Source organism: Brevundimonas intermedia, from assembly GCF_027922165.1.
Taxonomy (GTDB): domain Bacteria; phylum Pseudomonadota; class Alphaproteobacteria; order Caulobacterales; family Caulobacteraceae; genus Brevundimonas; species Brevundimonas intermedia.
Genome location: NZ_BSFD01000004.1, coordinates 75,264 through 86,602, shown reverse-complemented (window position 1 = coordinate 86,602; position 11,339 = coordinate 75,264). Strand labels below are relative to the sequence as shown.

The window sequence follows — 11,339 nt, the reverse complement described above, 5'->3', positions numbered from 1 at the left end:
GCCGCCTCCTCCGCCCCCCCCTCCGCCGCCACCGCCGCCCTCGGTGACGTCGAGCGAATATCTGCGCAACTACGGCCTGGCCAATATGAAGGCCGAGGTCGCCTGGCAGGCCGGCGCCACCGGCAATGGCGTCACCGTCGGCGTCGTCGATTCCGGCGTCAGCAACAACCAGGCGGATCTGGTCGGCCGCATCTCGAGCGCCTCGACCGACGTGGTCTCCGGGCGAAACACTCCCTATGTCGCCGACGATAGTCACGGGACCCTGGTGTCCGGCGTGATCGCCTCGAACTTCAACGGCCTGGGCACGATCGGCGTCGCCTATCAATCGACCATCCTGTCGATCCGCACCGACATCGCGGAATGCGACGACGAGGACACGGACGTCTGTTTCAGCAGCTCGGACCTGGTTCGGGCCCTGGACTTCGCCGTGGCCAACGGGGTCAAGATCATCAACATGTCCCTGGGCGGCGACGGCCGGCTGGGCTCGGCCTTCGAGGCGGCCCTGCTGCGCGCCGTCAACTCCGGCGCGGTGATCGTCGCCTCGTCGGGCAATGACGGCGAGGCCAATCCCGGCTGGCCCGCGCAATACGCGGTGGATCCCCGGTTCGCCGGCTCACTCATCGCCGTAGGCTCGCACGGTTCGACCAATCTCATGTCCGACTTCTCGAACCGAGCCGGCGTGACGGCCGCCGGTTATATTTCGGCGCCGGGCGAGGCCATTCTGACCGGTTGTGACGGGACCAGCTGCTGGCGGGTGAACGGCACCTCCTTCTCGGCGCCCCATGTCTCGGGCGCCCTGGCCCTCCTGATGGACGCCTTCCCCAATCTGACGGCGCGCCAGGCCCTGGCCATACTGATCGACACGGCGCGCGACGCCGGGGACGCCGGGACTGACGTCGTCTACGGCCGCGGCCTGCTCGACCTGGCCAACGCCTTCCGGCCGGCGGGCGCCACCTCGGTCCCCATGGCCGACGGCGCCGCCATCGTCGCTGAGACCGAGCCGGGCAGTTTCGTCGGCCCCGCCTTCGGCGACGCCTTCGCGCGCCAGACCGCCCTGGGGACCGTCCTGTTCGACGGCTATGATCGGATGTTCGCGGTCCAGCTGGGTGCAGCCTATCCGACGGCGCCCAGCCGCTCGTATCAGGCGGCTCCGTTCGAGCCCAGCCGCACGGCGACGACGCGCCTGGCTCTGCCCAACGGCGGCCGGTTGAACCTGACCGCGTCCCAGCCGGCCCCGACGCCCGAGCCCATCGCCCCGCGCCACGACCTGACCGACGCCCCCTGGCTGGGCGACGAGCCCCGGCAGGAGGCCATGCTGGACCTGGAGATGGGCCGCTTGAGCTTCGCCACCTGGCAGGGGCGCGGCGGGGCGTCCTCGCCGTTCGACGGCGCGGCCGGCGACGGTTTCGCCGCCCTGGCCCAGGTCGACCACGCCGTGCGCGGCGCCGTCCGGTTCGGCGCCCTCACCCTGGCGGCCGAGAGCGGCGGCGGCGACCGCCGCATGCCCCTGCGCCGGGTCGAGGAAGAGGCCTCGACCTATAGCCGCGCCACCCTGGCCTGGCGCGGCGCCGACGGCGGCCTGTCGCTCAGCCTGGGCGCCCTGGACGAGCGTCTGGGGCCCTTGGGGGCCTTCCTGCCGGGCGGATCGGACTTCGCCCTGCCGTCGCGGACAAGCTTCTATGCGGTCGGCGGCGACTGGACCCTGAGGCCCGGCCTGGCCCTGATCGGCGAGGCCGGCCTGGGCGCGACCGAGAGCGAGGGGCGGTTCCTGTCGACGGACCAGGCGGCGGTCAGTTCGAACTGGCGGCTGGGCCTGCTGACCGGCTGCACCGCCCTGTGCGACCGGATCAGCTTCACCGTGTCACAGCCGCTGCGGATCGAGCGGGGGACCTTCTCGGCCTGGCTGGCGGACGTGCCGGTCGACTATTTCGACCCCCTGACCTATTCGCGCCGCAGCTTCTCGGCGGCGCCCAGCGGCCGTCAGATCGACTTCATACTGGGCGGCGAGCGTCGGCTGTGGGACGGCTCAAGCCTGTCGGTCCAGGCCGTCGCCAGCCGCGAACCGCGCCATGTCGCCGACGCGGCGCCCGAGTTCGCCCTGATCGGCGGGTGGCGGCGTCAGTTCTGACGCCGTCCCCCGTTCACCTTAGGCCTTGCTGTCGAAGGCGTGGGTCTCGGGCTCAGGCGACGCGCCATAGGGGTTGGACGCCTGCGCGCCCGACCCCTTGGCCGCCACCACGACCATGGCCGGGCGGATGGTGCGGCCGAACAGTTCGAAGCCGGACTGCATGGTCTGGAGCACGGCGCCGCCCGGAACCGAGTCCGACAGCTGTTCGATCATGGCCTGGTGCAGATGGGGGTTGAAGGCCTCGCCGGCCTCGGGCGCGACGCGCTTCAGCCCATTGGTCTCGAACGCCTGCAGCAGGGCCTTCTGGGTCATTTCCAGACCGGTCACCAGGGCGACGGTCGGGCCGTCCGTGTCCTTGGGCGCGGCCATCAGGGCGCGTTCCAGATTGTCGGCCACGCCCAGCAGGTCCTTGGCGAAGCGCTGGATGGCGAAGGCGCGGGCGTCGTTCTGTTGCGTCTCGGCGCGGCGCTTCAGATTCTCCATCTCGGCGGCGACGCGCAGGGCGCGGTCCTTCCACTCATCGCGCTCGGCGATGACGGCGTCCAGCGGCGCCAGATCGTCTGACGGCTGGGCGTCCAGGCCGTGTTCGGCGTTCACTTCCGCCATGTCGGCGTCCAGCGCGTTGAAGTCTTCGTTAAGGGGCTTGTCGCTCACTTGTCGTTCCCGTCCAGCATCCGGCCCAGCACCCGGGCGGTATAGTCCACCAACGGAATGACACGGGCGTAGTTCAACCTAGCGGGGCCTATGACGCCGATGGCGCCCAGAACCCGCTGTCGGCCGCTCATATAGGGCGCCGCGATCACGGCGGAACCCGAAAGTGAAAACAACCGCGTTTCGGCGCCGATGAAAATTCGCACCCCCTGCGCCGCATCCACCCCGTCCAGCAGGCCGATCAGCTGTTCCTTCTGCTCCAGGTCGTCGAACAGGACCCGCACCCGCTCCAGATCCGCCAGGCCTTCGCCGTCCTGCAACAGGTTGGCGCGGCCCCGCACGATCAGGGCGCGCTCGCGGTCCGGCCCGCCGGACCAGGCGGCGAACCCGTCCTCGACCAGGCGGGCGGCGGTCTGGTCCAGTTCGCGCCGCGCGATCTCCAGCTCCTGGGTCATTTCGCGCTTGGCGTCGGCGAAGGGCCGGCCGCGCAGACGGGCGTTGAGGAAGTTGGAGGCCTCGACCAGGGTCGAGGGCGTGACCCCGGCCGCCAGGGTCATGATCCGGTTCTCGACCGTGCCGTCGTCGGCGACGATGACCGCCAGGGCCTGATCCCCGCCCAGAGCCACGAACTCTACATGTTTGACGCCGGACTCGCGCACCGGGCTGGACACCACGCCCGCGCCCCCCGCCAGGCCGGACAACAGGTTCGACGCCTCATCCAGGGCGGATTCGAAATTCCGCCCCCGCCCGGCCAGCCGCCCGTCGATCTCGCGCCGCTCTTCCTGGGTCAGGTCGCCGATCTCCAGCAGGCCGTCGACGAACAGGCGCAGGCCCGCATGGGTCGGGATCCGCCCCGCCGACGTATGGGGCGAGGCCAGCAGGCCGGCCAGGGTCAGGTCCTGCATCGTATTGCGGATCGAGGCCGGCGACAGGGCGATGCCGCCCAGCGACAGGGTCCGCGACCCGACCGGCTCGCCCGTCTCCAGATAGGATTCGACGATCCGTCGGAAGATGTCGCGCGCCCGCGCGTCCAGCCCCGCCAGCCCGGCGAAGGCCATGCTTGGGGACTGGGCGCCGTCGAACGGCGGGGTTTTGGGGGCATACAGGCTCACGGTTTCAGGATAAGCACCGCAGCCCCCGCTTCCAAGGACTCATCTCATGCGCCATTCGCAACGCACCGACGACCAGCTGCGTCCCGTGACCATCGAGACCGGCGTCAACCGCTACGCCGAGGGCTCGTGCCTGATCACCTTCGGCCATACCAAGGTTCTCGTGACGGCCTCGGTCGAGGAGAGCATCCCCGGCTGGATGCGTGGCAAGGGCCAGGGCTGGGTCACCGCCGAATACGGCATGCTGCCCCGCGCCACCCACACCCGCGGCCGCCGCGAGGCCGCCGCCGGCAAACAGTCGGGCCGGACGCAGGAGATTCAGCGCCTGATCGGCCGCTCGCTGCGCGCCGTCGTCGATCTGAAGGCCCTGGGCGAGCGCCAGGTGGTGCTGGACTGCGACGTCATCCAGGCCGACGGCGGCACCCGCACCGCCTCCATCACCGGCGCCTGGGTCGCCATGGCCTCGGCCCTCAACTATCTGCGCGACGAAGGCGTGCTGAAGTCCGACCCGATCCTGGATCAGGTGGCCGCGGTGTCCTGCGGCGTCTGCGACGGCGTGCCGGTGCTGGACCTGGACTATGAAGAGGATTCCGAGGCCGAGGCCGATTCCAACTTCGTCCTGACCGGCGCGGGCCAGATCGTCGAGGTCCAGGCCACCGGCGAGAAGCGCGGCTTCTCCCGCGCCGAGTTCGACCGCCTCTTCTCCCTGGCCGAGATCGGCTGCACCGAACTGTTCGCCCTGCAGAAGGCGGCGCTGGAGGCGGTGCGCCGCTAAGCGCACCGACCGCTCCGACCGCGTCAGCCGACGCGGGGCGACTTCAGGCGGCGCTTGTTCGAATGGGTGGGCGGCGCCGCCCCCAGGTCCTCGGGCACTTCGCCCTTGAAGTAGTAGCGCTGCCAGGCCTCCTTGGCCGCGTCCGGATCGCCGCCGGCCAGCCGCTGGTTGAAGTCGGTGCGGGCGCGGTTCCAGGCCTCGAACTGGCCCTTCATCACCGGGTTGGATTCCAGGGTCCGGATCACCGGCTGGAACTGTTCGACCTTCTTGTGCTCGATCAGATTGATGAAGCAGAAGGGCTCGCCCTTCTCGAACGTAATCCGGCCCGGCCGGGTGAAGATCCAGTTCATCGTGAAGGGGAAGGGCAGCCAATCGGTCTCGATCAGGCCGACCAGCGGCTGGATCCCGTCCTTCAGGTGATTGGGCGACCCCGAACACATCATCCCCCAGCCCGGCGGCGTGCGGAACAGATACTGCGGGTGCATGGTCAGCACCCCGCGCGAAAAGTGCGAGGTGACGAAATGGGCCAGGTCGTGCTGGGGCCGGTCGGGCGTGATGACGATGTCTTCCTGGCGCGGCCCGCCGTTCCATTCGGCCGAGAAGCCGAACGGACACAGGATCTCCCACCCGGTGGTGTTGGCCATGTTCAGCGGCAGGCACCGATAGGGGTGGCGGCTGATGAAGGCGTCCATCCAGTTGCGCGACTGGCGGCCGGGCACCAGATCCGGCGGCCGGGCCGTCATCGGATAGCATTCCAGTTCCAGCGGGCGCGTCTGCACGGTATCGACCATGGAACCGTTCCTAACGCCGCAAACGCGACTGCTCAACCATGACGCCGCACCCCGCCTTCGACCGTGACGCCCTGACCGCCTGGCTGGCCGAGAACGACGTGGCCCACACGACCCACGACCACCCGGCCGTCTTCCGCGTCGAGGAAGGGCTGGACCTCAAGGCCGACCTGCCCGGCGCCCACACCAAGAACCTGTTCCTGAAAGACCACAAAGGCCGCCTCTGGCTGATCTCCGCCCGCCAGGACACGATCATCGACCTGAAACGCGCCGCCGCCGCCATTGGCTCGGGCCGCCTCTCATTCGGAAACGAGTTGTTGATGTTCGACACCCTGGGCGTCCGCCCCGGCTCGGTCACGGCTCTGGCCCTGATCAACGACGCCGACCGCCGCGTGACCTTCGTCCTGGACCGCCGACTGTGGGAGGCCGACATCGTCAACTTCCACCCCCTGACCAATACGGCGACGACGGCCCTGGACCAGACGGCGTTCCGGCGGGTGCTGGCGCTGCTGGGGCGGGAGCCGGTGGTGGTGGATTTCGGGGCGTTGGGGTGAGGGCGGGGCGCGTGACCGTCTAAACTACGCTGCCCTCCCCACGCGCCTTGTGGCGAGGAGAGGTGACGCCGCCCTTCTTTCGTCATTCCGGGCGAAGCGCAGCGGAGACCCGGAACCCAGCGGCGCCGAAGGCGAAATCTATCCGCCGCACAATGTCTCAAGATCTAATCCGCGACAGTTTCGCGCTCTCGCGCGCCGCTGGGTTCCGGGTCTTCGGGCCAAGCGGCCCTTCGCCCGGAATGACGAAAGAGAAGGCGTTGCGCGCACAATGACGCTGGTCCGACCCACACAATCCCAATGACTTGCAGATATCTGGCGCCCAGCGACCTACCGGTGGCCGGCGGCGTGAGATCATTCCGGCATGAGAATCGACGCCACAGCCCCGACCAACTTGCGCCGCGCCATGTTTGGCGCCTTGGCACGGTGTTTTCGCGCCAGTCGCGCCAGAACGGGCGCCGCGCCAAGAATAGACGAAAATAGACTCCATTTTTTTCGAGTGGATTCCGTCTATTTCGGCCCTCAGGCCCGCTCCGTCGCGGCGCGACCAATTCGCCGCTTGATGCTGAGGCATCCCGACGCCATCTGGTCCGTTACGACCTTCGAGCCTGCACGGACTTAGCCATGACCCTGATCGACCCGACCCTGTCCCCCGGCCGCTCCGGCGACGACCTGATCAAGGAGGGCACGGACGCTTCCTTCATGACCGATGTCATCGAGGCGTCGCGGCATCAGCCGGTCATCGTCGACTTCTGGGCCACCTGGTGCGGCCCGTGCCGGACCCTGGGCCCGGCGCTGGAGAAGGCCGTGCGCGCCGCCAAGGGGGCGGTGAAGATGGTCAAGATCGATGTGGACGCCAATCCGGCCTATGCGGGCCAGCTGCGGGTGCAGTCGATCCCCACCGTCTATGCCTTCGTCAACGGCCAGCCGGTGGACGGCTTCCAGGGCGCGATCCCCGACAGCCAGATCAAGGCCTTCATCGACAAGCTGACCGGCGGGGCCGGCGGCTCCACAGAGACGACGCAACTGCTGGAGCTGGGCGAGGAATCCCTCGGCCTCAACGACTTCGGCGGCGCGGCCCAGGCCTTCGCCCATGTCCTTTCGATCGAGCCCGAGAACGAGAAGGCCATCGCCGGCATGGCCCGGGTCTATCTGGCCAACGGCGATCCTGAGCAGGCGCTGCAGACTATCGCCATGGCCCCCCAGGACTCCAAGGAGCCGACGGTCCAGAGCGTGCGCGCCCAGCTGGCCCTGGCCGCCAAGGCCCCGACTGGGGCCTTCGCCGAACTGGAAGCCAAGGTCGAGGCCGATCCGACCGACCACCAGGCCCGTTTCGATCTGGCGGAGGCGCAAAGCGCGGCCGGCGACTTCAAGGGCGCGGTCGACAATCTGCTGGCCATCATCCAGGCCGACCGCGAATGGAACGACCAGGCGGCGCGCAAACAGCTGCTGGTCATCTTCGAGGCCGCCGGCGTCAGTTCCGACGTCTCCAAGGACGGCCGCCGTCGCCTGTCGTCGATCCTTTTCTCTTAAGACGTCAAGCGGGCCTCAAGTAGCGCGAAGCGCGATAGGCCCAAGGAGATATGATGCCCCAGGGCTATGTGCGCGCTTTGGACCTGCCCCAGGTGATCCCGGTGTTTCCGCTGGGCGGGACCATCCTGCTGCCGCGCGGGCAACTGCCGCTGAACATCTTCGAGCCGCGCTATCTGAACATGGTGGACGACGCTATGGCCGGGGACCGGATCATCGGACTGATCCAGCCCAAGGGCGGGGACCCGGCTCAGCCCGGCCTGTCTCCGGTCGGATGCGCCGGGCGGATCACCAGTTTCGCCGAGACCTCCGACGGCCGCTATCTGATCACCCTGACCGGGGTGTCGCGGTTCCGCATCGCCGCCGAACTGCCGTCCAAGGCGCCCTATCGCCAGGTGCGCGCGGCCCTCGACGCCTATGAGGCCGACCTGGCGCCCCCGCCGGAAGAGCCGGACTTCGACCGCCACGCCTTCCTCGACGCCCTGCGCGCCTATATGACCCACCGCCTGCTGGACATCGACTGGGACACCGCCGAAACCGCGCCGATGGAGGCCCTGGTCAACAGCCTGTCGATGGCCCTGCCGTTCGAGCCGGCCGAGAAACAGGCTCTGCTGGAGGCCATGGGCCTGATGCCCCGCGCCGAGGCCCTGACCGCCCTGCTCCGCATCGACGCCGCCGACGCCGGTGACGACGCCGCGCCATCGATCCAGTAGCGCCATGCGACGAGCCACCCTACAACGGCCTCAAGTAGCGCCAGCGCGATAGGCCCAAAAAATGAGTGACGCCTTCAATACCCCTGTTTCGGTCGATCCCCGCCTGCTCGAGGTGCTGGTCTGCCCGGTCACGCGCGGCAAGTTGACCTACGACCGCGACGCCGGCGAATTGATCTCGGCCGGCGCCAAACTCGCCTATCCGATCCGCGAAGGCGTGCCGATCATGCTGGCCGAGGAAGCCCGTCAGCTGGACTAGATTCCCCCTTCCTTCCGCCCGTCATCCTCGCCCTTATGGCGAGGATCCATACCCCCGGTTCCTGTCGTGACCCCCGGTTTCGACGGAGCATATGGATCCTCGGGACAAGCCCGAGGATGACGAGGTGGAGGGATCGCCTTCCCAGTCCCCACCTACGCCAAGGATCTGTTCATGCTGAAAATCGCCATCCAGATGGACCCGATCGAGGCCGTCGACATCGCCGGGGACACCAGCTTCCTGATGGCCGAGACGGCCCAGGCGCGCGGGCACCGGCTGTGGGTCTATGACTTCCGCACCCTGGCCCTGGAGGAGGGCCGCCTCTACTGCCGTGCCCGGCCGATCACCGTCCGGCGCGAGGTCGGCAATCACGTCGACTTCGGCGACTGGGTGAAGCTGGACCTGGCCGAGGACGTGGACGTCATCCTGATGCGCCAGGACCCGCCGTTCGACATGGCCTATGTCACCGCCACCTATCTGCTGGAGACGGTCCATCCGAAGACTCTGGTCGTCAACGACCCGGCCCAGGTCCGTTCGGCGCCCGAGAAACTGTTGGTCACCGCCTTCCCGGGCCTTCAGCCCCCGACCCTGATCTCGGCCGACCCCGTCGCCCTGACCGCCTTCCATCAGAAGCACGGCGAGGTGGTGCTGAAGCCCCTGCACGGCAACGGCGGCTCGGGCGTGATCAAGCTGCGCGCCGACGATCCCAACCTGGACGCCCTGATCGAGATCCACGCCGCCGGCAGCCGCGACCCGCTGGTGATCCAGAAATTCATCCCCGCCGTGTCCAAGGGCGACAAGCGGATCATCCTGATCGACGGCGAGCCGGTCGGCGCCATCAACCGCGTTCCGGCGGCGGGCGCCGTCCGCTCCAACCTGCACGTCGGCGGCACCGCCATGCCGGTCGAGCTGACCCCGCGCGATCTGGAGATCTGCGCCGCCATCGGCCCGACGTTGAAGGCGCGCGGCCTGATCTTTGTCGGCATCGACGTGATCGGCGACTATCTGACTGAGATCAACGTCACCTCCCCCACCGGCGCCCAGCAGCTGAAGACCTTCACCGGCATCGACGCCACCGCCCTGATGTGGGACGTGATCGAGAAGAAGCGCGCCGCGCAGGTTGCGTAAACACCCCTTGCGCTAGAACAAGGTTCATGCTTCGTTCTCTCCAGCGGAGGGAACACCATGGTCGCGCGGGTTGTCACAGTCGCCTTTGACGGGGTCGAAGCTCGGCGCGTGGACGTTGAGGTCCAGCTGGTCGGCCAGGATCAGCAGACGGTCTTCACCATCGTCGGCCTGCCGGACAAGGCCGTAGCCGAGAGTCGCGAACGGGTGCGCGGGGCCTTCGCCGGTATCGGCCTGGCACTGCCGGCGCGGCGGATTATCGCCAATCTGGCCCCAGCCGACCTGCCCAAGGAGGGCAGTCATTTCGACCTGCCCATCGCCCTGGCCCTGATGGCGGCCATGGGGGTGATCGCCCCCGACGCCCTGGACGGCTGGGCCGCCATCGGCGAGCTGGGGCTGGATGGGCAGATCGCGCGGGTGGGCGGCGCATTGCCGGCGGCCGTGGCCGCCGACGCCATGGGCCTGGGCCTGATCTGTCCCGAGGCGACCGGGCCAGAGGCCGCCTGGGCCGGCGGGGCGCGCATCCTGGCGCCGCGGTCCCTGATCGCCCTGGTCAACCATTTCAAGGGCACCCAGGTCCTGCGCGCGCCCGAGCCCGGGCCCTTGGCCAGCGGCAAGGCCGTGCCCGACCTGCGCGAGGTCAAGGGCCAGGAAGGCGCCAAGCGAGCGCTGGAGATCGCTGCGGCCGGCGGGCACAACCTGTTGTTCATCGGCCCGCCGGGATCCGGCAAGTCGATGATGGCGCAACGCCTGCCCGGCCTCTTGCCGCCCCTGACCTCGCAGGAACTGTTGGAGACCTCGATGGTCTGGTCGGTCGCCGGCCTGATCGAACGGGGGGCTCTGACCCGGGACCGACCGTTCAGAAGCCCTCATCACTCCGCCTCGATGGCGGCCCTGACCGGCGGAGGTCTGCGGGCCAAGCCGGGCGAAGCCTCTCTGGCCCACAACGGCGTCCTCTTCCTCGACGAACTGCCCGAGTACAGCGCCCAGGCCCTGGATTCGCTGCGCGCGCCCTTGGAGACGGGGGAAATCGCGGTGGCCCGCGCCAACGCCCATATCCGCTATCCGGCCCGGTTCCAGTTGGTGGCGGCGATGAACCCCTGTCGCTGCGGCATGGGCGGGGCCGGGCGGGGGGCCTGCGGCAAGGCCCCGCGCTGTCAGCGCGACTATCAGAACCGGGTGTCCGGCCCGATGTTCGACCGCATCGACCTGACGGTCGAGACCCCGCCGGTCACCGCCGCCGACATGACCCTGCCGCCCCCGCCCGAAGGCACGGCCGAGGCCCGGGCTCGCGTCACCGCCGCCCGCGCCCAGCAAGAGGAGCGTGTGCGCGCGGCGGGACTGGACCCGGCCCAGGGCCTCAACGCCCGCGCCTCGGGCGACACCCTGGACCGGTTCGCCACGCCCGACGAGGCGGGGCGAATGCTGCTGATGCGGGCGGGGGAGGCCGGAGGTCTGACCGCGCGGGGCTGGACCCGCACCCTGCGGCTGGCCCGCACCATCGCCGATCTGGACGGCTGCACCGGGGTGCTGCGCCGCCACATCGCCGAGGCCCTGATCTACCGCCGCAGCACCGTCGGCGCCGAGGCTGACTTCAGCCGGCGACAGGCCCACCGAAGCGACGCTCCGGAGATCCGGGAGGCGGAAACGGACCAGGCGCCCTTCCTCTACTCCTGACGCCGCCCCAAGCCGGCCCGGAAGGGAGACAATCCTTAA

General features: G+C 69.2%; 11 protein-coding genes. 8 read left to right on the top strand and 3 right to left on the bottom strand.

What is annotated here, in order from left to right; translation table 11 throughout:
* The first annotated feature begins 43 nt into the window (after positions 1–43).
* The gene (locus PKE72_RS08570) at positions 44–2,128 is read left to right on the top strand and encodes a S8 family peptidase (protein ID WP_271164961.1); all 2,085 of its coding nucleotides are present in this window, start codon (positions 44–46) and stop codon (positions 2,126–2,128) included.
* An 18-nt stretch (positions 2,129–2,146) separates the two neighbouring features.
* Here PKE72_RS08570 and grpE read toward each other — a convergent pair whose 3' ends face one another.
* Both grpE and hrcA read right to left on the bottom strand, forming a co-directional pair.
* On the bottom strand, positions 2,147–2,734 hold the full coding sequence (gene grpE / locus PKE72_RS08565) for a nucleotide exchange factor GrpE (RefSeq protein WP_373878080.1): 588 nt from the start codon (positions 2,732–2,734) through the stop codon (positions 2,147–2,149).
* 44 nt (positions 2,735–2,778) lie between these two features.
* Positions 2,779–3,837, bottom strand: coding sequence for a heat-inducible transcriptional repressor HrcA (hrcA, locus tag PKE72_RS08560; RefSeq protein WP_271165089.1), 1,059 nt, complete (start codon positions 3,835–3,837; stop codon positions 2,779–2,781).
* Between the two features lie 100 nt (positions 3,838–3,937).
* Between hrcA and rph the strand changes: the two genes are divergently transcribed.
* On the top strand, positions 3,938–4,663 hold the full coding sequence (gene rph / locus PKE72_RS08555) for a ribonuclease PH (protein WP_271164959.1): 726 nt from the start codon (positions 3,938–3,940) through the stop codon (positions 4,661–4,663).
* Between the two features lie 23 nt (positions 4,664–4,686).
* Here the strand turns inward: rph and PKE72_RS08550 are convergent, their stop codons facing one another.
* Complete coding sequence (locus PKE72_RS08550; protein ID WP_267514950.1) at positions 4,687–5,454, bottom strand: DUF6065 family protein; 768 nt, start codon at positions 5,452–5,454, stop codon at positions 4,687–4,689.
* 38 nt (positions 5,455–5,492) lie between these two features.
* Here PKE72_RS08550 and PKE72_RS08545 point away from each other — a divergent pair, with 38 nt between their 5' ends.
* From PKE72_RS08545 to PKE72_RS08520, 6 genes are all read left to right on the top strand, one after another.
* Complete coding sequence (locus PKE72_RS08545) at positions 5,493–6,005, top strand: prolyl-tRNA synthetase associated domain-containing protein (RefSeq protein ID WP_271164958.1); 513 nt, start codon at positions 5,493–5,495, stop codon at positions 6,003–6,005.
* 621 nt (positions 6,006–6,626) lie between these two features.
* The gene (trxA, locus tag PKE72_RS08540; protein ID WP_271164957.1) at positions 6,627–7,535 is read left to right on the top strand and encodes a thioredoxin; all 909 of its coding nucleotides are present in this window, start codon (positions 6,627–6,629) and stop codon (positions 7,533–7,535) included.
* Between the two features lie 53 nt (positions 7,536–7,588).
* Positions 7,589–8,245, top strand: a complete 657-nt coding sequence (locus tag PKE72_RS08535) for an LON peptidase substrate-binding domain-containing protein (protein ID WP_373878077.1) — start codon at positions 7,589–7,591, stop codon at positions 8,243–8,245.
* A gap of 61 nt (positions 8,246–8,306) precedes the next feature.
* Complete coding sequence (locus PKE72_RS08530) at positions 8,307–8,501, top strand: Trm112 family protein (RefSeq protein ID WP_271164955.1); 195 nt, start codon at positions 8,307–8,309, stop codon at positions 8,499–8,501.
* 171 nt (positions 8,502–8,672) lie between these two features.
* On the top strand, positions 8,673–9,626 hold the full coding sequence (gene gshB, locus PKE72_RS08525) for a glutathione synthase (protein WP_271164954.1): 954 nt from the start codon (positions 8,673–8,675) through the stop codon (positions 9,624–9,626).
* Positions 9,627–9,683: 57 nt separating this feature from the next.
* A complete protein-coding gene (locus PKE72_RS08520) occupies positions 9,684–11,300 on the top strand; it encodes a YifB family Mg chelatase-like AAA ATPase (RefSeq protein WP_271164953.1) in 1,617 nt (538 codons plus the stop codon).
* Positions 11,301–11,339 lie beyond the last annotated feature (39 nt).

Excerpts from the sequence above, each read along its gene's own strand:
- grpE (WP_373878080.1), bottom strand. The coding sequence starts at position 2,734 with ATGGCGGAAGTGAACGCCGAACACGGCCTGGACGCCCAGCCGTCAGAC.
- hrcA (WP_271165089.1), bottom strand. The coding sequence starts at position 3,837 with ATGGCCTTCGCCGGGCTGGCGGGGCTGGACGCGCGGGCGCGCGACATC.
- rph (WP_271164959.1), top strand. The coding sequence starts at position 3,938 with ATGCGCCATTCGCAACGCACCGACGACCAGCTGCGTCCCGTGACCATC.
- PKE72_RS08550 (WP_267514950.1), bottom strand. The coding sequence starts at position 5,454 with ATGGTCGATACCGTGCAGACGCGCCCGCTGGAACTGGAATGCTATCCG.
- PKE72_RS08545 (WP_271164958.1), top strand. The coding sequence starts at position 5,493 with ATGACGCCGCACCCCGCCTTCGACCGTGACGCCCTGACCGCCTGGCTG.
- trxA (WP_271164957.1), top strand. The coding sequence starts at position 6,627 with ATGACCCTGATCGACCCGACCCTGTCCCCCGGCCGCTCCGGCGACGAC.
- PKE72_RS08535 (WP_373878077.1), top strand. The coding sequence starts at position 7,589 with ATGCCCCAGGGCTATGTGCGCGCTTTGGACCTGCCCCAGGTGATCCCG.
- PKE72_RS08530 (WP_271164955.1), top strand. The coding sequence starts at position 8,307 with ATGAGTGACGCCTTCAATACCCCTGTTTCGGTCGATCCCCGCCTGCTC.
- gshB (WP_271164954.1), top strand. The coding sequence starts at position 8,673 with ATGCTGAAAATCGCCATCCAGATGGACCCGATCGAGGCCGTCGACATC.
- PKE72_RS08520 (WP_271164953.1), top strand. The coding sequence starts at position 9,684 with ATGGTCGCGCGGGTTGTCACAGTCGCCTTTGACGGGGTCGAAGCTCGG.